Source organism: Acinetobacter sp. CY79 (genome assembly GCF_059515845.1).
Map to the genome: position 1 here is coordinate 1 of NZ_JCAKMY010000030.1, position 23,136 is coordinate 23,136.

Annotated in this window: 14 protein-coding genes, 2 rRNA genes and 1 pseudogene; 11 read left to right on the top strand and 6 right to left on the bottom strand. The window is 39.9% G+C overall.

Translation table 11 applies throughout. The annotated features are described in order from the left end of the window. The first annotated feature begins 19 nt into the window (after positions 1-19). The 3 genes from AC5YCE_RS12340 (at position 20) to AC5YCE_RS12350 (ending at position 5,074) form a co-directional block, all read left to right on the top strand. Positions 20-2,916: ribosomal RNA gene (locus AC5YCE_RS12340) — 23S ribosomal RNA — on the top strand. A 184-nt stretch (positions 2,917-3,100) separates the two neighbouring features. Then, positions 3,101-3,215, top strand: a 5S ribosomal RNA gene (rrf, locus tag AC5YCE_RS12345). A 503-nt stretch (positions 3,216-3,718) separates the two neighbouring features. After that, positions 3,719-5,074, top strand: coding sequence for an MFS transporter (locus AC5YCE_RS12350; protein ID WP_496172244.1), 1,356 nt, complete (start codon positions 3,719-3,721; stop codon positions 5,072-5,074). Positions 5,075-5,162: 88 nt separating this feature from the next. Here AC5YCE_RS12350 and AC5YCE_RS12355 read toward each other — a convergent pair whose 3' ends face one another. The 6 genes from AC5YCE_RS12355 to AC5YCE_RS12380 all read right to left on the bottom strand — a co-directional run bounded on the left by AC5YCE_RS12355 (position 5,163) and on the right by AC5YCE_RS12380 (position 12,261). After that, on the bottom strand, positions 5,163-5,681 hold the full coding sequence (locus AC5YCE_RS12355) for a lytic transglycosylase domain-containing protein (RefSeq protein WP_496127073.1): 519 nt from the start codon (positions 5,679-5,681) through the stop codon (positions 5,163-5,165). 502 nt (positions 5,682-6,183) lie between these two features. Further along, positions 6,184-7,128, bottom strand: coding sequence for a phosphatidate cytidylyltransferase (locus tag AC5YCE_RS12360; RefSeq protein ID WP_496172245.1), 945 nt, complete (start codon positions 7,126-7,128; stop codon positions 6,184-6,186). Then, a complete protein-coding gene (locus tag AC5YCE_RS12365) occupies positions 7,125-7,793 on the bottom strand; it encodes a lysophospholipid acyltransferase family protein (RefSeq protein WP_496127071.1) in 669 nt (222 codons plus the stop codon). Before AC5YCE_RS12365 ends, AC5YCE_RS12360 begins: the two co-directional genes overlap by 4 nt. 468 nt (positions 7,794-8,261) lie before the next feature. Then, positions 8,262-9,695 carry a phosphatase PAP2/dual specificity phosphatase family protein gene (locus AC5YCE_RS12370; protein WP_496172246.1) on the bottom strand — a complete coding sequence of 478 codons (1,434 nt, stop codon included), beginning with the start codon at positions 9,693-9,695 and terminating at the stop codon, positions 8,262-8,264. 125 nt (positions 9,696-9,820) lie between these two features. Continuing rightward, on the bottom strand, positions 9,821-11,581 hold the full coding sequence (locus AC5YCE_RS12375; protein WP_496172247.1) for a bifunctional alpha/beta hydrolase/class I SAM-dependent methyltransferase: 1,761 nt from the start codon (positions 11,579-11,581) through the stop codon (positions 9,821-9,823). 44 nt (positions 11,582-11,625) lie between these two features. Further along, complete coding sequence (locus AC5YCE_RS12380) at positions 11,626-12,261, bottom strand: CDP-alcohol phosphatidyltransferase family protein (RefSeq protein ID WP_496127068.1); 636 nt, start codon at positions 12,259-12,261, stop codon at positions 11,626-11,628. Positions 12,262-12,407: 146 nt separating this feature from the next. Between AC5YCE_RS12380 and ybaK the strand changes: the two genes are divergently transcribed. From ybaK to AC5YCE_RS12420, 8 genes and pseudogenes are all read left to right on the top strand, one after another. Then, on the top strand, positions 12,408-12,875 hold the full coding sequence (ybaK, locus tag AC5YCE_RS12385) for a Cys-tRNA(Pro) deacylase (protein WP_496172248.1): 468 nt from the start codon (positions 12,408-12,410) through the stop codon (positions 12,873-12,875). A gap of 457 nt (positions 12,876-13,332) precedes the next feature. After that, positions 13,333-15,183: pseudogene (locus AC5YCE_RS12390) on the top strand (IucA/IucC family protein); the annotation flags it as partial. Continuing rightward, positions 15,176-16,621 carry a lysine N(6)-hydroxylase/L-ornithine N(5)-oxygenase family protein gene (locus tag AC5YCE_RS12395; protein ID WP_496172249.1) on the top strand — a complete coding sequence of 482 codons (1,446 nt, stop codon included), beginning with the start codon at positions 15,176-15,178 and terminating at the stop codon, positions 16,619-16,621. The pseudogene AC5YCE_RS12390 and the gene AC5YCE_RS12395, both read left to right, overlap by 8 nt. After that, positions 16,618-18,486, top strand: coding sequence for an IucA/IucC family protein (locus tag AC5YCE_RS12400; protein ID WP_496172250.1), 1,869 nt, complete (start codon positions 16,618-16,620; stop codon positions 18,484-18,486). Before AC5YCE_RS12395 ends, AC5YCE_RS12400 begins: the two co-directional genes overlap by 4 nt. A 15-nt stretch (positions 18,487-18,501) precedes the next feature. Continuing rightward, a complete protein-coding gene (locus AC5YCE_RS12405; protein ID WP_496127064.1) occupies positions 18,502-19,149 on the top strand; it encodes a GNAT family N-acetyltransferase in 648 nt (215 codons plus the stop codon). Next, positions 19,146-19,526, top strand: coding sequence for a hypothetical protein (locus tag AC5YCE_RS12410; RefSeq protein WP_496127063.1), 381 nt, complete (start codon positions 19,146-19,148; stop codon positions 19,524-19,526). The genes AC5YCE_RS12405 and AC5YCE_RS12410 overlap by 4 nt, the downstream gene beginning before the upstream one ends. Then, positions 19,523-20,800: an MFS transporter gene (locus AC5YCE_RS12415; protein WP_496172251.1), complete on the top strand. Its 1,278-nt coding sequence runs from the start codon at positions 19,523-19,525 to the stop codon at positions 20,798-20,800. The genes AC5YCE_RS12410 and AC5YCE_RS12415 overlap by 4 nt, the downstream gene beginning before the upstream one ends. Positions 20,801-20,822: 22 nt before the next feature. Then, positions 20,823-23,075 (top strand): TonB-dependent receptor, encoded by a 2,253-nt coding sequence (locus AC5YCE_RS12420; RefSeq protein ID WP_496172252.1) that lies wholly within the window; start codon positions 20,823-20,825, stop codon positions 23,073-23,075. Positions 23,076-23,136 lie beyond the last annotated feature (61 nt).

Consider the following 23,136-nt stretch of genomic DNA (forward strand, 5'->3'; position numbering starts at 1 on the left):
CGACTGTTTGGGGTTGTATAGTCAAGTAATTAAGTGCATGTGGTGGATGCCTTGGCAGTCAGAGGCGATGAAAGACGTAATAGCCTGCGATAAGCTCCGGGGAGGCGGCAAATATCCTGTGATCCGGAGATTTCTGAATGGGGAAACCCACTTACCATAAGGTAGGTATTGCAACATGAATACATAGTGTTGCAAGGCGAACGAGGGGAAGTGAAACATCTCAGTACCCTTAGGAAAAGAAATCAATTGAGATTCCCTTAGTAGCGGCGAGCGAACGGGGAAAAGCCCATTAAGTCATATCAGTTCTAGTGGAATGCTCTGGGAAGTGCAACCGTAGTGGGTGATAGTCCTGTACACGAAAGGGCTGATATGATGATGTCGAGTAGGGCGGGGCACGTGAAACCTTGTCTGAATATGGGGGGACCATCCTCCAAGGCTAAATACTCCTGACTGACCGATAGTGAACCAGTACCGTGAGGGAAAGGCGAAAAGAACCCCTGTGAGGGGAGTGAAATAGATCCTGAAACCGCATGCATACAAGCAGTGGGAGCCGGCATTGTGTCCGGTGACTGCGTACCTTTTGTATAATGGGTCAGCGACTTACATTCAGTAGCAAGGTTAACCGAATAGGGGAGCCGTAGAGAAATCGAGTCTTAATAGGGCGTTTAGTTGCTGGGTGTAGACCCGAAACCAGGCGATCTATCCATGAGCAGGTTGAAGGTTGGGTAACACTAACTGGAGGACCGAACCCACTGTCGTTGAAAAGCCAGGGGATGACTTGTGGATAGGGGTGAAAGGCTAATCAAGCCTGGTGATAGCTGGTTCTCCCCGAAAGCTATTTAGGTAGCGCCTCGGACGAATACCATTGGGGGTAGAGCACTGTTTCGGCTAGGGGGTCATCCCGACTTACCAAACCGATGCAAACTCCGAATACCAATGAGTACTATCCGGGAGACAGACTGCGGGTGCTAACGTCCGTAGTCAAGAGGAAAACAATCCAGACCGCCAGCTAAGGCCCCAAAATCATAGTTAAGTGGGAAACGATGTGGGAAGGCATAGACAGCTAGGAGGTTGGCTTAGAAGCAGCCACCCTTTAAAGAAAGCGTAATAGCTCACTAGTCGAGTCGGCCTGCGCGGAAGATGTAACGGGGCTAAAACTATGTGCCGAAGCTGCGGATTTGCAATTTATTGCAAGTGGTAGGGGAGCGTTCTGTAAGCCGATGAAGGTGGATTGAGAAGTCTGCTGGAGGTATCAGAAGTGCGAATGCTGACGTGAGTAACGACAATGCGAGTGAAAAACTCGCACGCTGAAAGACCAAGGGTTCCAGTCCAACGTTAATCGGGGCTGGGTGAGTCGACCCCTAAGGCGAGGCCGAAAGGCGTAGTCGATGGGAAATTGGTTAATATTCCAATACTTCTGTGTAATGCGATGAGAGGACGGAGAAGGTTAAGTCAGCCTGGCGTTGGTTGTCCAGGTGAAAGGTTGTAGGCATGTATCTTAGGCAAATCCGGGGTACTCTATGCTGAGAACTGATAGCAAGCTGCACTTGTGCAGTGAAGTGGCTGATACCATACTTCCAGGAAAAGTCTCTAAGCTTCAGTTACACAGGAATCGTACCCGAAACCGACACAGGTGGTCAGGTCGAGTAGACCAAAGCGCTTGAGAGAACTCTGCTGAAGGAACTAGGCAAAATGGTACCGTAACTTCGGGAGAAGGTACGCTGCTGGCGGTGATAACCCTTGCGGTTTGAGCGGCGAGCAGCCACAGAAACCAGGCCCCTGCAACTGTTTATTAAAAACATAGCACTCTGCAAACACGAAAGTGGACGTATAGGGTGTGATGCCTGCCCGGTGCTGGAAGGTTAATTGATGGGGTTAGCGTAAGCGAAGCTCTTGATCGAAGCCCCAGTAAACGGCGGCCGTAACTATAACGGTCCTAAGGTAGCGAAATTCCTTGTCGGGTAAGTTCCGACCTGCACGAATGGCATAATGATGGGGGCGCTGTCTCCAGCAGAGACTCAGTGAAATCGAATTCGCCGTGAAGATGCGGTGTACCCGCGGCTAGACGGAAAGACCCCGTGAACCTTTACTGCAGCTTGACATTGAACTTTGATCTTACTTGTGTAGGATAGGTGGGAGGCTTTGAAACTCGGACGCTAGTTCGAGTGGAGCCAATCTTGAAATACCACCCTGGTAATATTGAGGTTCTAACTCTGCTCCATGATCTGGAGCGAGGACCATGTCTGGTGGGTAGTTTGACTGGGGCGGTCTCCTCCTAAAGAGTAACGGAGGAGTACGAAGGTGCGCTCAGCGTGGTCGGAAATCACGCGTAGAGTATAAAGGCAAAAGCGCGCTTAACTGCGAGACCCACAAGTCGAGCAGGTACGAAAGTAGGTCTTAGTGATCCGGTGGTTCTGTATGGAAGGGCCATCGCTCAACGGATAAAAGGTACTCTGGGGATAACAGGCTGATACCGCCCAAGAGTTCATATCGACGGCGGTGTTTGGCACCTCGATGTCGGCTCATCTCATCCTGGGGCTGAAGCAGGTCCCAAGGGTATGGCTGTTCGCCATTTAAAGAGGTACGCGAGCTGGGTTTAGAACGTCGTGAGACAGTTCGGTCCCTATCTACCGTGGGCGTTGGAAATTTGAGAGGATCTGCTCCTAGTACGAGAGGACCAGAGTGGACGAACCTCTGGTGTACCGGTTGTGACGCCAGTCGCATCGCCGGGTAGCTATGTTCGGAAGGGATAACCGCTGAAAGCATCTAAGCGGGAAGCCTACCTCAAGATAAGATTTCCCAAGGACTTTATGTCCTCTAAAGAGCCGTTGAAGACTACAACGTTGATAGGTTGGATGTGGAAGCATAGTGATATGTGAAGCTGACCAATACTAATTACTCGTGAGGCTTGACTATACAACACCCAAACAGTTGTTGTATAAAAGCTCAATTGATTCGATATACATCAAAATAGCTTGATTCAGTAAGCCGTTAGTATCACAATATTCAACTCAGATATATCTGTTAATAACTTCTTTGACCAAGCAACGGCATACATCAAACGATGTGAATAAGACCCAAGCAAAGTCACAACAGTTGTGCTGGCGACAATAGCAAGAGTGAACCACCTGATCCCTTCCCGAACTCAGAAGTGAAACCTCTTTGCGCTGATGGTAGTGTGGGGTTACCCATGTGAGAGTAAGTCATCGCCAGCTCATTATTCCTAAAACACCCCCTGACTCGTGCAGGGGGTGTTTTTTTATGCAGGAAATAAATTAATGGACTTGAAATTGAATTTATAGTGATCTTAGACCTTATGCACTTTAATCATCTTCTAATAAGTCATTTAATAATTTATACACCTTAAGGCTTATATCACATGAGATATAAAATAATGAATCGTTCAAAAAATGAAGCATTTACATTTAAAAACTTAGTTACAATTAGTGAGTTTTTAATTTACAGATAAAATGTCATTCAATTGAAAATCATCAATATTCATTGTTAAGTAAGTTTCTGAATTTTATAAATAAAAATAATTAATGTAAGTCTAAAAAATCAAATTTTGATTATTAAATGATGATTCATGCCAGTGATATTCCCTAATTTATCTTGATTCACTTAAAGTCTAGTAGACAAATATTGAGCAAACATGCATTTTATAAAAAGTGAATATTGATTCATTATTTAAAATAAGCTCACAATTGGAGGTGAGGAAATGACAACACAAGAAGTGAATGTCAATGCTGTAGTTGATAAAGCAAAGTTTAAACCTTTCCACATGACTGTGGTACTTTGGTGTTTGTTTATTGTTTTATTTGATGGTTATGATCTCGCAATTAATGGAGTAACTTTGCCATTATTGATGCAAGAGTGGGGTATGACTGCTGTGCAAGCGGGGATGCTTGCGAGTACTGCGCTTGCAGGGATGATGTTTGGCGCTATGTTTTTTGGTATGTTGGCAGACAAAATAGGTCGTAAAAATGTCATTTTGATCTGTGTGACATTATTCAGTGGATTTACTTTTCTTGGTGGTTTTGCATCGAATCCAACAGAATTTGGTGTTTTAAGATTTATTGCTGGTCTTGGTATCGGAGGAGTACTGCCTAACCTAGTTGCGTTAACATCAGAATATGCCCCTCAGAAATTACGTAGTACACTTGTTACAGGTATGTTTAGTGGTTATGCAATGGGCGGTATTATGGCTGCATTACTGGGTACATGGTTTACACCAACTTTTGGTTGGGAAATTATGTTCTGGATTGCAGGTATTCCATTATTATTTGTACCATTGATCTGGATGTTTTTACCTGAATCACTCGCATTTTTGGTTAAACAGAATAAAGTAGAAAAAGCGCGAAGAATTGTTCAGAAACTATCACCTGAAGATAAAATTACACCGAACACCGTTCTAGTATTTAATGAAAGTAAAGTTCCTACTGCTTCCATTGCTGCACTGTTCCAAGATGGACGAGCTAGAGGCACATTATTGTTTTGGTTAGCATTTTTTATGTGCTTGTTGATGCTATACGCTCTAGGTAGTTGGTTACCAAAACTGATGATGGCCGCTGGTTATTCATTAGGTAGTAGTCTAATGTTCCTATTGGCTTTGAATATCGGTGCTGTGATTGGTACGGCAGGTGGTGGTATGCTTGCAGATCGATTCCATATTAAACCTGTCATTATTGGTATGTTAAGTGTCGGGATATTGGCACTCATTGGCCTAGGTTTTAATACACCACAACCTGTGATTTACTTATTGGTATCTCTGGCAGGCGCAGCTTCAGTCGGTTGTAGTATTCTACTGTACAGTTATGTTGCACAGTTCTATCCGTTGGCTGTTCGTTCTACAGGCATAGGTTGGGCATCGGGTATTGGTCGTATGGGAGCGATTGTAGGTCCTATCGTGATTGGTTACTTGTTAGGTCTAGAATTACCACATAAAATGAATTTTATTGCTGTTGCCGTTCCTGCCATTATTGGTGGTGTTGCTATTCTCTTCATCAAGAGAGAGGGATATGTTGAAACCCCAGTTAAAGTAGAAGCAAAAAAAATTGGAACTGTTTTAAATTAATAAAATTTTTTAAATCAATAAAATATAGTTTTAAGAGACACGCATTGGTGACAATGCGTGTTTTTTTCATCTCGGCATTATACGAAATCTAAAGTTTTGATTTTAAATTCTTTTCATGGTGTTTCACTTGTTTAGCGTATCGGTTACCTTGTTTTTTCATGTCTTTGTTGGTGTTATAGCCTGTAGGTCCAACATTGTAATAAGCTAGTGCTTTTTTCCAACTACCTGCCGATTGGTTGTATTTGGCTAAAATAAAACTTCCGCAGTTAATGTTAATATTTTCTTCGAATAGATCACCCGGACAAGTTTGCTGCCAATAACGTGGAATAACTTGAGTTAATCCCACAGCACCTGCAGAAGATACAACATAATTACGATAGCTTGATTCTTGACGGATCACGGCTGCCATCAGTAGAGGATCTACATGATTCTGTTCTGCACTTTGGATGATTAAAGGCGCTACACGATTTGCTGTGCTGGAATCGACGGAATAGGCTTTTTGAATGCCTTGTGAAAGTTTCGCTGAGCGTTTTTCTAATGAACCTATTCCCAAAGAGGTACAACCTGATAAAGCTAAAACAGCTAAGCCTACGAATAATGTTTTCATTGATTTATAACTTTGAGGTAAAGCAGATATTGATTCAGTTTGAAAGAGCAAAATACAATCCGTAGCGGTGGTGAACGTAAAAGGATATTATTCATCACTATCTTTAAGGTCAACGTACATGTTGAATCATAAATATTACAAATTGTTAAATCTCCTTAAATTTTGAGAAATAGGAACTGCTTTATAGAAGATCTTATCAATTGTAGAAGATTAGAATTCTTTAGTTAAGTATAAATAAACAAAAACAGCCTCCTGATTAAAGGGGCTGTTTTTGCTGAGTCATAGACAAAACTATAAATTCTATAGTTTTATCACACATCCTATGATTGGACAGTTTATTATTTTTCTGTGTCCCAGAACATCCTGTTCTTGATAATGTTACTTTAGTCTTCATTAGATAATGCAACAAGATTCCTAGAGCTTCATTCAGTGTAGGTATTAGCTTACATTAAAAAATGAAACAGCTTATCAACTCTACATCAGGCATTTGTTTTAGAAAATATTATGCCCACCAATATCGCAAAATATGAAAAAAGATAGGTGCAGAAAAACAAATGGAATCAATACGGTCGAGCATTCCGCCATGACCTTGAATAAGTTGACCCCAATCTTTTACACCTCGATCTCGTTTGATGGCTGACATAACAAGACCACCAAAGAAACCAAAGATACAAACAATGAATCCGATGAATGTAGCTTCAAAATAAGTAAAAGGCGTAAGCCATGCCATTGCAACGCCAAGAGCAGTAGCGAGAGTAATTCCACCAACTAAACCTTCAACTGTTTTAGACGGTGATAGTATGGGTGCAACTTTGTGCTTTCCAAAAAGCTTGCCACAGACATATTGAAGTACGTCGGATGCTTGAACCACAATGATCAGCCATATCGCCAACCAAATTGGTTCACCATCAAAATTGTCTAATTTTAAATTCAGTATCGCTGGCACATGCGAGATACAGAATACACTGATCATTAAGCCCCATTGGATTTTTGCACTTCGTTCTAAAAAATGAGTGGTGTCTTCTTGTTTTAAACTGGCAATTGGAATGAGTAAAAACACGTAGAGTGGAATGAAAATAGAGTAAAGTCCATACCAATCGATATAGACCAAATAATACTGATAAGGAATCACAAAATAGAAGGCCACCAATAATGGAAAATAATCCCCACGACGTGTAGGCAGCAAACTGATAAATTCTCGCAGTGCAAATAGAGAAATGAGAGCGAATAAAATAATAAACGCAGCATTCCCCATTAGAATGGCAGATGCGATGACAATCAGCATGATCCACCAAGCATTGATTCGAGCATTCAGATTATCAATGACAGGTGAAGCCGTTATTCCTGCTTTTTTCTTTAGAATAAGACCTACAGATGAGGCAAAGACCAAAATACCAGCAAATATTCCAAACAATAAATAGGTTTGTTCTAAGTTATCGAGGGTCATTGGTTTTCGATCTCTTTTAATTGAATCAGTTGTTGTTGTGCGTAATTCAGGAAACTTGTTTTTTCAGTATGTTTTGTCAGATCAAGCGGTTTTCCAAATGTCACAGTTGACAGTAAAGGCAAAGGTATTAAAGCGCCTTTAGGCATCACACGTTTTAAATTGGAAATCCAAACAGGTACCACTTCAACATCTGGAAATTGCTGAGATAAATGAAACAAACCACTTTTAAAGGGGAGTAGTTGAATATCATCTTCTAAATTTCGTGTACCTTCAGGGAAGAAAATAATGGAATAACCTTCTGCTAATACATCTTTAATAGGTTTGAGAGGGTCTTCACCATTTTCGCGATGACGATTGATCGTCACACCTGAAAAAGTATCTTGAATCAGAAATCGTCTAAATCCATCTTTCATCCAGTAATCTGATGCTGCGATCGGACGTGTTTGCCTGCGTATTTCAGGCGGTAGAGATGACCACAATAAGATGAAATCGATATGACTGTTATGATTCGCATAATAAATGCGTTGTTTGAGTTCTGGCGTACAGCCAACCCATAAACTGCGTGCTCCAGTCAGCAATCGTGCACTACGTCGTGTCAGAAATGCGATGAGTCGTCCACTTGATTCAACAACAATATTCTTTCTTTTTTTTATAGGGACATTCATTTCGGTGTAGGACTCTAAATATTTATTTCGTTTTAAAAACTTATAGCATGATTAGTGTGATAAATAATATGCATTGCAATATGAGCAAAGCAATTTGTATTTTAAAGAGTTTGAGACAGCCTTGAATACGTAAAGCCCAATCTCTGCTGAGTGTCTTCTTATTTATTAATCCAAGTTCAACTAGGCTTTGATCAAGTTGTTTGGTGAGTGATTTCAGCGAAATCTCTACATGATTTTCATGAATTTGAGTACTGAGATGAGCGAGTAATTCAGCATCAAAGTTGACTCGAAAAGACACGTAATGATGCATTATACAAATGAATAAACTGGAGAGTATCCATATATTTTTATATTCAAGAGAAGCTAAAAATAAAAAGGAGAGGGTGCTCAAACTAAATAGTATATAGCCTGATAGAAGGAACATATTGGTTGAGGAAAGCAGTTTCGATAACACCATAAGTTTCATTTTCATGGTGCCAAACCTTTTAACTTGAAATGATAAAGCTGTAATTGTTTAAGCTGAGCGTGGTTAATGACAATCCAAGGGCGGGCAGATTGAATCATTTCGATGGCGTGTTGTACTGAATCAGCATGTTTATTTTTAAGTAACCAAGCACATAAAATTGCAGAGCTTCTTGAATAGCCTAAGGCACAAAAGATTAAAATTTTAGCGTGTCGCTGATCTGTATTCGGACTAGGAGAGGCATTGGAAATATTTTCTGATGAATGATTTTGAGGCTGGTTAAAATCTGAAAATAATAAATCAAATTGTGAAACTGCGTGCTCTAACTGATTCGCTTGTACTGGGATAAGATCAAGACTGAGAAATTGTTGATATTTGATATTTGCAAGGTCTGCATTAAACCTGATTACAACAGGCAGTTCGCTACAGCAATCGAACAAGCCTTGAAAGTTTAATGCATTGTCTTGGCTTGGAAGTCGTCCCAGATAGATCTCAATATCATCGACCCCAATAATATGTGAATCCTCAGGATGTTTTTTTGTCCATACGCGACTATTTAACCATGCGAAAACTAAATAAGGTGCATATAAAATTAGACTCGCATGACTGAGTTTTCCATTAGATTGTTTTTGGAAGAAATGAGGTCTCGCCACCAAATAACTTAAACTCACCAATAATAAGCTGACGGCAGGGTAAAGTAACCAGAGCCAAGTACCCTTAAAATAGAAGCCAATAGCAGTCAACAGTAGGCTTGGAATCAAATAATACACCCCAAGTTTTAAATGCTTTGGCGTTAATTTCTGATATTGGTCTTTTTTTAATGGAGATTTACTTTCAATTGGAAACAACCAAAGACATAAAGCACCGACTAAAATGCCTGTCGGAATATCGATAAAATGATGCTGCCATGTGGTGAGGACAGATAAGCCGATTAAAAAAGACCAAAAATCGACAAACTTACGCGCCCATCCTTGACTATGACGACGGAAAAAATCCCATAGAATAATCAGTAATACAATATGTAAAGAAGGTGCTTGATTAAAGGGCTTATCAAAACCCATTAATACATCAAACCAAAGTCCAAAGAATCCTGAAAGTTCAGGGCGTTCAAAAGAAAATCGAAGTGGAAAGAGTAAAAAACAGCTGATGGATATCATTTGTGCTGTGAACAATCTAAGTACATGCTGTTTTAATTCAAACTTGGTCCAACACAGGATCAGTGATAATCCATAGAACAGATCGATTGACCAATAAGGCACGATTGTCCAAGGCCAAAGTGGAATATATTTTTCCCAATCAAAGACGATGACGGGAACATGAGGTAATTGCGATGCATATTGATTGGCAAAACCATAACTCAGGAAAAAGAAGGGTGCTAAAAATAAAAGACACAATAGCCCCCATTTCCATGTTCCTGCTTGTTTAGCCAAATCTTGCATAACTCACCTGTATTTTTATTATTGAGCAGAAGGCTGATCTGTATCAAATGCTCAAGAAAAACCGTCTATGAAAATGATTCTGAATAAACTTCATCAATTTTTATGTTTTTAAGATGGATCATCCATTAGAGTTTTTGAGCAACGGATACTGTAAATATTCCAAAATCATCAATATGTTGATCTATCTTTTTGAATCCAGCAGCTGCAACAAGTGCATCCATTTCTGCCTGTGAGCGTAAGCGCATAACCCATGCATCACCTTCACGATGAGAGGTCAAAGCTCGTGCAATAAATTCTTGTTGTGGATGCCATATTTGACCCGTGTAGATCAGATATCCATCTTTTTCAATCGCTTGACTCAAGCCATCGAGTGAACGACGTAATAAGTCATTATCACTAAACAGTTCGTAAAGCCCTGAAACGACACCAAGCGTTAGCTTAGGTTCAATTGAAGCTATAGATTGTGTGTCAAAAGCATCTGCTTGAACAAATTGTGCGATGTGTTCTAAGCCACGATCTTGAATCATCTGCTGACCAGCTTTGACATTCATCTCGCTATAATCACGCAACAAAATAGACTCAGGAAGTTGAGATAGTTGTTGAACGGCATCTAAAATATAGCGCCCATGTCCTGATGCAATATCTAAGATTCGAACGGCTTGATTATTCATAGTTAATGTTTTTGCATATTTTTGCAGAAGGTGTTCAATATGAGTTTTACGTACACGTATACCGCGCCAGCCAATGGCATTTAAGTATTGTCGATCGATGATTTTGCCAATCGGATTTTGACTTTCAGTCTGATTCCGATAGACAAAGTCTAAAGTACTGCCTGAGTCATATCCTGTATCTTCACCAATTTTTAAACCTTTGGATAAGAAACTCCCGATTTTCAAGTTCTTCTTGGTCATTTCCCAAAAGATATGCTTGGCTGATTTTGGTGGAAGTGGTGCACTTAAGGTTTCTGCAATCGTGCAACTCGAGCCAATTTTATCAGCATGGAGTAAATCAGGGGCTTGATATGAAGTGGCAAAACATTGACTAATAAAGCGTCTCATTTTATCGATTGCAACAGCTCGATTTTTCTCTCCAAGCGTGTCGTGATAGAAACCATCTAGAACATGAAATTCTTTCTGCGGATGGGGAAGTTTGTCGTAAAAATCACGTTGAGGTTTTTGTTGAACCACGAAATCTGAGCCAGAGCAAAGGACTTGCGTAGGAACAAAGATATTTTGAGCATCACTCACAACACGTTTAGATGCATCATAGAGTCCTAGTAACATGCGAACTGAAATGGCTTTCGCAATTTTAGGATCGGTGTCATAAGTCAGCGCACGCTCTTTATCATGGGTAAGCATACTGGATTTAACATAGCTTTGAATAAAAAAATTGCCTTTGATTTGGCTTAAAAGTTTTAAACCTGGTTCTGCAAAGGGTACATAGAGTTTGATCTCAAATGCAGGAGAGGCTAAGCATAAAGCTCGAATTTTAGGGGCATAATCATGCACCCAAGTCGCACTGAGAACAGCCCCCACACTTTGACCAATGATAGCAATATTGTTTTCATCAATGCCATATTGCTTTTGAATATGTTGAACAAAATATTGAATGTCTTTGACACAAGCAGAAAAGCTTGGTGCATCACCGCGCTCACCAGGTGAGTCACCGTGTCCACGTGCATCCCAAGCAAAAAAATCAAAATCAGTCAGTTTCAGCTCTTCGACTAAGTGTGCCATCCGACCAGAGTGTTCATGTCCGCGATGAAACAGGATGATGGCTTTTTTATTGTTATGTTTTATTTTTTCTTGAGCTTTGCTTGCCCAATGTTGATAAAACAATTCAGTTTCATCATGGGTCTTAAAAATATTATGACTGTTGTTATACATAAGAATATTCCAAATTAAATCATTTTTATATGTTGTGAAAAACTTTAAATCTTGTGGTGAATACTGTTTTTAATTCTGTTGTAAATGGTGAGTATTAATAAGATGCCAATGAACAATACGAGACCATTGGTGATATAGAACAGCACTGTGTTGCTGTTGGAAATGAAAGGGAAAATAAAAATAATGATTGCCAGTAAGCTAAACCAAAATGCTCGATCACTTTTACCCATGGGTCCATCATAGCGTCTATCTCGACCAATTAGAGGCGCCATCACACCCGCATACTCACTTATTAAAGCTAGAAAGCACACAAATATGAGGAGCTCAGTGTGGATGAAAGCAAAGGTTATAAAGCATAAATAGAGGGCGGTGTCTGAAATCACATCACACAACTCATTCAAATATGCGCCTAAATCTGATTGCTGATTAAACTCTCGTGCGAGCATGCCATCTATAGCATTGAATGCCATTCGAATTAGCATCCAAAAAGGGTAGAGTAAAAGAAACAGCGAAGATGTATGATCCTCATAATAAAAATAGATAAAATACGCCACTGCGATTGAAATCAACATTGCCAAAATGGTGACCATATTGGCGCTGACCCCTATACGGAATAAACTACGAACAAAGGGACGTAACACATTTTGAAAAGCTGGCTTAAGTTGATAGATGGAAGGCATTATTAAAATTATTTTCTAATATTTTGGTATAGGGAATTTTAGGCAGATCAGGATTTTAAATACAAGAAAAAAATGACCATTCACATTCATCTTCAATTTGAAAAAGCTTATGATCTAATAGCTTTTGTTTGTATATGGATGAAAAAATGACACCTGCTTGTAAGCTATTAAAATCAAAAAATATAATCTATTCGATCCATGAATATGAACACGATGTGAATGCCAAAAGCTTCGGGCTGGAAGCTGTAGAAAAATTAGGTTTATCAGTCCATGAAGTGTTTAAAACCCTGATGGTGACGGATGAAAAAAATTATTATGTTGCCATTTTACCCGTGGATCACCAACTTAATCTCAAGAAAGTAGCAACTGCATTTGGAATTAAAAAAGTGCAAATGGCGAATCCTAAAGATGCTGAACGTTTAACTGGGTACTTGGTGGGTGGAATTAGCCCCATTGGACAAAAAAAGCGTCTGAAAATGGTGATTGATGCGACAGCCGCACAATTGGGTAAAGTTTATGTGAGTGGTGGAAAACGAGGGCTTGATATCGGTTTGAATCCTCAAGATCTTGCTCAAGTGCTCAGTGCCAATTTTGTTGATATTTTGGATGTCTAACACTGAGAATAACAATTTATATATATATAACGATAAGGCTACTGATTTTAAAAGTAGCCTTTTTTTATATTTGGAATTGAATTTTTAGATTTGCAATTTAAGAATTCAATTCAAAAACTTGTTTCAATCAGTAAGTTCAATTCCATTTTTTTCTATTATTAAAAGCAGAAAAAATCATAAGTAAAACTTAAATTTTATTATTCATAGACTTGTCTAATTTAAAATCACTCTATTGCAAATCTTCACAAAACTGCATCTTTAAATAATAACGATTATCATTAACATGTCTAATGCGTTGGCCAGCGTACTTAAGTAAAACAATTAAATGTAACTGAACTACAAGGTTTCTATTTGAAACTGAAACAGAGGAAATGGTCAGATGAAAGAGCTTGCCAATCGACTGGCGATGCAACATCTAGTCAATGCATACGCTCAAGAAACAGCAAAAATCGTGTTTCTTGAGAGGTATCAACAAAACTCTACTCAAATTTCGTTTAGCCAAGGCTTGACGTTGTTAGTGATCTCTATTGAATGTTTGAATGCACAAGTATTATGCCCATTGTCTTATGTCAGTGTCGTGGGGCGTCATCGTTTAGCTCAATTACCGCAAATTTTTATCAAAGGTCAGATTCAAACGTTTAGCAGTGTGGCAATTGCAACGCTATTACTTGAAGATTTGATTCAACACAATCGCTCTCAATCGGATCTATCCAATCAACAATTAGATTCAGCCTCTTTAGTGGAGCGATGGATTCAAAGTCGTGATGCATTAAATCAGTTTTTAGAACTGAGAAAATCTGTTCAAACAAAATCAAAAGATCTGTCGAACCATAAAGAAAACCTGAAGAATCAGAAAAATGATCTATGTAAACAGGATATTGAGAATCAAGCAGATCATGATTTTAGAGGTTTTGATCAGCTCATTGAACTGAATCAAAATTATATTCAGACCGAGCAGGCGTTGTTGCTTGGTCATAGCATGCATCCGGCACCCAAGAGTCGAACGGGCTTCATCCATGAGGATTGGTTAAAATACTCACCTGAAGCACAGGCGAAAACCCAATTGGTCTATTGGCTTGTTGCACCTGAATATATCAGCGAAGACAGTGCACTTAGCCAACCGATCTCAAAACTTTTAAAAGACCATTTGCGGTGGCATTTGACTGAAGTCGATCAGCAACTGATTCAGCAATATGAGCAATTCAAAATATTGCCACTGCATCCTTGGCAAGCACGTTATTTACAAAGCAAAGAGTGGTTTAAAAGACTAAAACAACAAAATAAGTTGATTGATTTGGGTGAAAAAGCCTGGAGCTTTGCACCAACCACATCGGTACGAACTTTGGCAGCATTTGATGCGCCTTGGCAAGTCAAACCATCCTTATCTGTCATGGTAACCAATTCGGTTCGAGTGAACTTAGAAAAAGAATGTCATCGCGGTGTAATGACACATCAACTTTGGCACAGTCCGTTTGGGCGGAGCATTTTAGCTCAATGTCCTACACTCAAAGCTGTCAATGATCCTGCGTGGATCGCAATGCATATAGATGGTGAAATGATCAATGAGACAATTTGTATATTTCGAGAGCAGCCCTTTAATAATTATCAACAAATTACTAGCATTGCTTCACTGTGCCAAGACCATCCAAATCAAAATTTAAATCGATTTAATAGGATTTTTGAGCACATTTCACAAAAGGAAAATTTAGACAGCCATGATACTCATGTCAGGGAAATGATTGCGCGAAATTGGTTTAGACAATTTCTCGAGATTAGTCTTAAACCATTAATGTATTTATATCATCATTATGGAATGGCATTTGAGTCACATCAACAAAACGTATTGGTCGAGCTTGAACAAGGTGTACCCAAAACATTTTGGCTTCGGGATAATCAAGGTTTTTACTATATTGAAGAATATGCACAAGAGGTTTTAGAGCATTTTCCAGCCTTAAAAAATAAAGCACATGCGGTGGGTTCAAAAGAATTTGTTGATGAACGCTTTAGTTATTATTTCTTTGGAAATACTTTATTTGGCCTGATTAATGCGATAGGTGCGACCTCTTATATTTCTGAAACGTGTCTGATTGAAGAGTTAAGAGCACATTTAGAGAAGCTTTATAAGGTATATCCAACCAGTAGCTTAATACATGGCTTATTGTTTAAATCGACCTTGCCCTATAAAGGAAACCTACTCACTCGTTTACATGAACTTGATGAATTAACGGCATCTGTCGATCAGCAATCTGTGTATATCCAATTGAATAATCCATTGTGGATTCAACAAAAGGATGTGGCATATGCTTGATTTTATAGGTATCGGTTTAGGGCCATTCAATTTAAGTTTAGCCAGCTTATTACATAAAAAATCAGAACTGTCTTATTTATTTTTTGAGAAAAAGTCACAGTTTGATTGGCATGCAGGTATGCAATTGCCAAATACTGTTTTACAAGTCCCTTTTATGGCTGATTTGGTCTCCATGGTTGATCCGACCAGTCCTTTTAGCTTTTTGAACTATCTCAAACATCATCAGCGTTTATATAAGTTTTATTTCTTAGAACAGCCACATATTCCACGCCGTGAATATAATCATTACTGTCAATGGGTTGCTGACCAATTACAGCAGATTCAATACCAATCCAATGTCATGAGTATTTACCCAAGAGACGTTGGTTTTGAAGTGCTTGTTGAACAAGCTGGCATGATTCATCGCTATCGTTGCCGGCACTTGGTGATCGGATCTGGCAATGTTCCGCAAATGCCACATTGTCTGAATAAGATGCGAGCACAGTATCCAGAGCGTTGTATTCATTCTGCGGAATATATGAATCATCGACATGATGAGCTCTCTGGAAATGTCGTCGTCCTAGGCTCAGGTCAGTCTGCTGCCGAAGTTTTTCAAGATTTATTGGATCGTCAATTTGCCAATGATTCGGTGGAAACACCTTATGAATTACATTGGTTAACGCGTTCTCAGGGCTTTTTCCCCATGGAATACGCGCCATTGGGTTTAGAGCATTTTAGTCCAGATTATGTGGATCATTTTTATCAGTTGAATGATGCAACCAAGCAACAACAGTTAAAACAACAAGCGCTGCTGTATAAGGGCATCAGTGCGCAGACTATCCACGAAATTTATCAGACGCTATATCACACCAGCATCGGTCAATCCCGAACGCATACGCATTTACATCAACATTGCGAGCTGGTAGACGCGCAAGCCTTAGACAGTGAAACCATTCGATTGCAGTTTGAACATAAACTGACGCAACAAGCATTTTATATAGATGCAAATCACGTTGTTGCCGCTACGGGGTATCATTCCCCTCAATTTGATTATTTAAGACCTTTAGAAGAGTTCATCGAGAGAACTGTACATGGTCATTGGTGTATCAGCCAAAACTATCAACTTCATCATCGGGCTCGCGGTCAGATTTTTGTTCAAAATCAAGAAATGCACAGCCACGGAGTTGCAACGCCAGATTTAGGGATGGGGGCTTTTAGAGCGTCCATTATTGCTAATCAACTGTTGGGCTATGAACTTTATGAGCAAAGCCCGTTGCAACAGTGTTTTCAACACTTTGAAGTATCCAATAATCCACATGTTCAACTCATAAAATCTGAGTTGGATACGCTTTCTTCTTCGAAGCAAAGCAATAAACAACAGTCAACGTCTTTTCAATATTCTAGGGCGAGTCAAAATCACTCTATCGCGCCTAAAACTTGTTATGAGAACAGCATATGACATTCAGAACTTTAGATATTCATCAAAAGCAGTGGCGCGATGCAGGACAACGTTTAATTGAGATGGCGATTGCTGAATTTTTATACGAAGAAATTATCAGCGTAGAGAAAGTGGAGACGGATTTAAACCATCAAGATCAACGCTATCAACTCAAACTTGCCAATTTGATTTATCAGTTTTCAGGTCAACAGTATCTTTTGGGCCACTGGAAGATTGATCCAGACTCAGTGGTTGTGATTGATCATAATCATGCTCAAAAGGCTTGGAATTTGCATCAATTCATCGCTGCATTTTGTGAGCAAGTGGAAATTAAACCTTTTACCAGAGCCTATTTGACTAAGGAAATGAACAATACTTGGCTCGCGGAAGCACATCTATTTAAACCCGAATGCTTAACAAGTTCAGCGGTATTAACAGCGCCATACTACGTGGTTGAGGGCATGCTCAGAGGACATCCTTGGTTGATTATGAGTAAGGGACGCATGGGGTTTGGCTATGAGGATTATTTAAACAGTGCTCCAGAACTTTCACCTGAAGTGAAAGTGATGTGGTTGGCTGTTCATCAAGATTTAGCAGAATTCCGATCCACTTCAAAGTGGCATGCCAAAGCATTGTATCAGCACGAATTGGATCAATTAGAAATAGATCATTTTAGACATCGCATGCAGGAAAAAGGTCTAAATTCAGAACATTATTATTTAATTCCTGTACATGAATGGCAATGGCATCAATGGTTAGTTGCAACTTATGCCAATGAAATCGTCGATCAGCGGATCGTTGAGTTGGGTATAAGCCACGATAGTTTTGTGCCTATGCAATCGATACGTACCTTATGTAATACTACTCAATCGAAACGCCATTATATTAAATTGCCAGTGAGTATTTTTAATACGGCGGTCTATCGAGGTTTACCATCGAAGCGAAATCTTGCTGCGCCCGCTGTGACAGCTTGGTTACAGTCTAAACTTGAATCAGATCTAGATCTTAAAAACACAGGCGTTATTTTCTTGGGGGAAGTTGCGACCTTAACCATTCAACAGCCATGTTATGACCAAATTGAAGGTGCGCCGTATCAGTTCAAAGAGCTATTTGGTTGTTTGTGGCGTGAAAGTGTCGATGCGTATGTGAGAGAGGATCAACAAGTGTTATCACAAGCAGCACTCGTGCATCGAGATCTCAAGGGAATATCCGTTTTATCTACCTTAATCCAAGCTTCGGAGATGAGCCCTTTGGCATGGTTAAAGAAATTTGCTGAAGTATCGATTCGACCTTTATTGGTGAGTTTATATAAATATGGTTTAGCTTTTTCACCGCATGGTGAGAACACGATGCTGGTTCATCAAAATGGTATTCCTCAACAATTGGTATTAAAAGATTTTATCGATGATGTGAACTTAGTGGATGAGGATTTTCCTGAACTGAGCGATCTACCTGAAGAAGGCAACATTTTGCTTCGTCACAACGCATTTGAGCTGAGTCATTTTATTTTTACTGGTTTATTTATTGTCCATTACCGCTATATCTGCAATGTATTTTTACAGGACTATGTTGAACATACAGAAATCGATTTCTGGCAGGTGATTTCCAATGTCATCGCTGAATTTCATCATGAACACCCAGAACTTTCTGAGCGGATTGAAAAATTTGCGATGTTTAGAGATGAATTTGAAAAAATTTGTCTGAATCGCGTTCGACTCTTTACCACCAGTTATAACGATGAAGCAGAAAGGCCAGTGCCTGTTTTCCTTGATCCGATGGCAAATCCTGTCAGTCCAAATACCTTGCGAAAATGGATCAATATTGAAAGTGCACGGTCATCTTTAAAAGCGAATCACAACCCATTATCACCAAGCTTAAGCGCATAAATAAGGATAGTCAGAATGCCAACTTTATCTCAACAACTCCCAGATTTTTATCAATATTATGAGAATGAGACGCAATTTTATTTGCGTCAGGTGCAGTATCCTCAAGATATTCCTTTATTACATCGATGGATGAATGAACCTCATGTGATTCCACAATGGAATCTCAATAAATCTGAATTGGATTTACAGGTTTATTACGATCGGATGTTGGCAGATGATCATCAGCGTTTACTGATCGTGGGGGTGAATGGCGAAGATGTGGGTTATACCGAAATTTATGAAGGCAAGCGAGATCGCTTAGGTCGATATTATGAAGGTCATGATTCGGATCTAGGATGGCATTTACTTTTTGGTGAAAAGTCTGTGTTTGGTAAAGGGTATCTCAGAGCAGTGATGCGTTTACTCAGTTTTTATATATTTGAACATGCAGATTCACAGAAAATCGTGGGTGAGCCTGATCATACTGTAAAACCTTATGCTGCCGTTGTAGAAGAGTTGTGCTATGAGGCACAAGGTTTAATTCCTATGCCTGAAAAAACGGCGATGCTGTATTACTGTTTCCGCGATACATTTTATCAAAAATATGGTCATTTTCTAACAGCCTCAAATCAATATCAAACCCAAGTACAGCATAACCCATTCGTAAAAGAGGTTGTGCTATGAGTTATCGCTGCACCCATATGCAGATCCTTGATATGCGATTTTCTGAGCATGTGAGCGTTGAAGAATTTGAACTGTGGTTGACTCAAATTGAGCGTTTTTTTCTCAAAAAACAGCATTTTGTTTTGGTGATGCAGACGGCAGCTGATACCACATTTCCCGATGAATATCGACAGCTTCAAGCGATTTGGTACAAACGATATAAACACGATTTTTTTGAATACTGTCTTGGTTTGGTGCGTATTGCACAAGACAAAGATGATCAAGCGCGTTTAAACACACCTGCATTGCATGCTGCATGGCGGGTGCCTTATTACGTTTCCTTAGACTTAACTTCTGCATTGCAATGGGCTGTACAGAAGTGGATATGCACGACATGACATCATCCATCAAAACGCAACAAAAACCACAATCAGATGCACTAAATACTCAAAATATTTCGGCAATTGGGCTTTCTGTGGTTGTTGTTTTATATTTAGCACATGCCTTACCTCTCTATTTTTACAATGTGGCTTTACCTGCCATTTTGAGACATCAAGGTGTCGATCTTCGTTGGATTGGAATGCTTTCTTTACTTTATCTGCCTTGGGCATTTAAGTTTTTTTGGGCACCTTATATTGATCGGTTTTACTTTAAGTCATTGGGAAAACGTAAATCATGGCTAATGTTGACTCAGATTGCATTGGTATTGGGTGTGCTCGCATTAGCATTGACCCAATTTAACTATGGATTAACAGTCTTCGTGGTCATTGGATTGTGGATTTCAACTTTTGCAGCGACACAAGATATTGCCATTGATGGCTATACCGTCGAACGTTTTAGTGAGTCAGAATATCGTTTGGGCAGTATGGCCCAAAGTATGGGGGTTGCACTGGGGAGTATGCTCGGTGGGGCCGCGACACTTTGGCTTTATCAATATTATGGATGGCGAACAGCACTAATTTGTCTGTCTGTCATGACGGCATTGACCATGATGGCTATTTTTTTCATTAAAGAAAATCATAGCGCTACAGGTCTATCGATCTCTAAGCCTAAACCGAGTTTGAGCAAAGCATTTAAGCGTAAAGAAATTCAATGGGCATTGTTGCTGATTGTTTGTTATCGCATTGTAGAAGCACCTGCAATGGCAATGCTGAATCCGATGCTGATTGATCATCAATGGTCATTGTCACACATTGGTGTGTTGATGTCAGTGATTGGGGCAGGCGTGGGGTTATTGGCCGCGATCAGTGCCGCATTTCTGCTCAAAAAGATAGATGCCACACGACTTTTAATTTGGGCAGGTTGGGGGCGAACTTTACTCTATGCCCTTATTGGTACTGCCCTCATTGTGGGTTGGTTAGAGCAATGGAAATTACTTTTAGGGGTATTCGTGGTGGCGATGCTGGCTATTCGCTATATCGCTATGACGTCTCTCTACGCCTATTTTATGCAAAGTAGTTCTAAAGAGCAGGCAGGGACTGATTTCACCATCTTGGTGTGTTTCGAACTGCTGGTCTACTTTATCGGTGGCGCTGCATCTGGTTTTCTTGCCAAGTCACTCGGGTTTGGCAATTTCTATATTGTTCTAGCGATTGCATCGATCATCAGTGTTGTACTCAGTCAAATCATTATTTCAAAAATGAAATCACCTCTTAAAAATCGTACATCTTAAGAGTTTAAGTCAGGATTTAGTCATGCAAAAAATAATATTACCACTTCAAATGACTTGCTTAGCATTGGCAATCAGCACTCAAATTTATGCTCAAGATGAGACTGCTGTTTTAAACAAAGCAGGTAATGCTGAGCCTCAATCCATGCAAAAGCTGGATACGATTGTCACGACAGCGAATCGCTCTGCTAAAAGTATCGCCAATATTGCTGGGACGGTATATAGCATTAGTCAGGAAGACATTGCTCAACAAGCCAATGCAGGCAAATCTACCGCAGATATCTTAGGGATTCTGGTGCCATCGTTAACCCCAAGTTCGGGAACCACATCCAATTATGGTATGACGATGCGTGGTCGTGTGGTGCAGTATATGATCGATGGGGTACCACAAACGGGCTACCGTGATGGATCAAGACAACTGAATAGCATCAGTCCTTCGATGATTGAGCGTATTGAAGTCGTTTCAGGTGCAAGCAGTATTTATGGTTCTGGTGCAACAGGCGGCATTATCAACATCATTACCAAACGAGGCGGTGAAGATCCACTCAATTTTGAAACCAAACTAGGGGTTACATCAGGCAATCATTTTAAATCTGATGCGATGGCTTATGAAGCTGCACAAACCATGTCTTTTAACCAAGGGGCATTCAGAGGGACGCTCGGAGCAAGCTATGCGACGCGAGGTGAGATCCAAGATAGTCGTGGACATCGTATCGCACCTGAGACAGCACAAACGGATCGCCAAGATACAGAAACCTTAGATGTCAATGGACGCATTCAGTGGAATATTTCTGATGCTCAAAACTTAAGTTTCGGTGCTCAATACTATAATGATGAGCAAGACAGCGATTATGGTCCTGACTACGGTCCAAATCTCGCTGTTATAAATCGGGAACCCAATTATCTTCCAAGCTTAAATGCAGTCAAAGGTCTTCAGCTCGATTCACAACCTCAAACGGAACGATACAGCTTCAATGTGCAATATGAAAATCAAGATATTCTTGGACAAAGTCTAAATACAGAAGCTTATTACAGAAATGAAAAAGCAAGATGGTTTCCATCTCCTCGAGCGATGGGCGGAGATATTTACTTAGTGTATCAATCTGCGACGGATATTGATGTTTATGGTGCACGTGCTGCACTAACAAAAGCGTTTGATGTGCAAGGTAAAAGTCTAGGTTTAACGTATGGATTAGACTATGAAAATGAAAAGGATGAACAAAACATTCAGGTCTATGACAGTGAAACATTTAGACAAAGTAATGGATTAAATTATAAACCTTTTAATCAATATGCTTTTGGTCCTGATGTGGAAACAGACAAGCTGGGTGCATTTGTACAAGCTGATCTAAAGTTATCCGACCAATGGGATGTTCAAGCAGGTGTGAGACATGAACGAGTAGAAAGCCAAGTAGATGCATCTACGCCGTATATGGAGGCGATTAATCAAGACTTACGTCCAGGCTATCAAGCAAAAACTTTAAATGGCGGTAAAGTGAAACATGATGCAACCTTATTCAATGTCGGTGCTGTCTATCATGTCAATGATGCACAACAGCTCTTTGCAAATTTCTCTCAAGGTGCCAATTTACCTGATATACAACGAATGTTACGTGATGTCCCTGCCGATTTTGTCATCAATAGTCAGAGCATCGATCCGATTAAAGTAAATAGTTATGAACTCGGCTGGCGTACTCAGAATGATCAAGGATTAAAAGCAGGTATCACGACTTTTTATAATGATTCAGATAAAAGTCTTAAATTCGGACAACCTAATTTTACCATTGATGTCATCGATACGGATGAAAGAGTCTATGGCGTTGAGGGAAATGTTTCATACCAAGTTTCACCCACCTGGACGTTGGGTGGAACGATGGCCTATACCCGAGGACAATTTAAAAATACTCAGGGCAAATGGCAGGAGCTTGATGCAATTCGTGTTGCACCTTTAAAAGGAACAGCTTTTTCAGAATGGCAGTTTGAGAATGATATGAGCTTAAGAGTCCAAGCTTTGGCTATTGTAGGCACGGATAAAGCGAAAGAAGATGCGATTCAATATAATTCAGCTGCAACATCTGAAATTAAAGGCTTTGCAACCATGGATGTCATCAGCAATGCGAAAGTAGGGCCTGGACATTTAGGATTCGGTGTTTATAACGTATGGAATACCGATTATAAATCGATCTATAGCCAGTCAGTGGCATCTGTCTATGGTCCCTTATCCAGTCTAGCTGCCGAAGGACGTACATACGGTCTTAGCTATATGCTAAAATATTGATTTAATTGAATTTAAGGTAGTCAACTAAGAGGATGCTTCGGCACCCTCTTAAACTGATAAG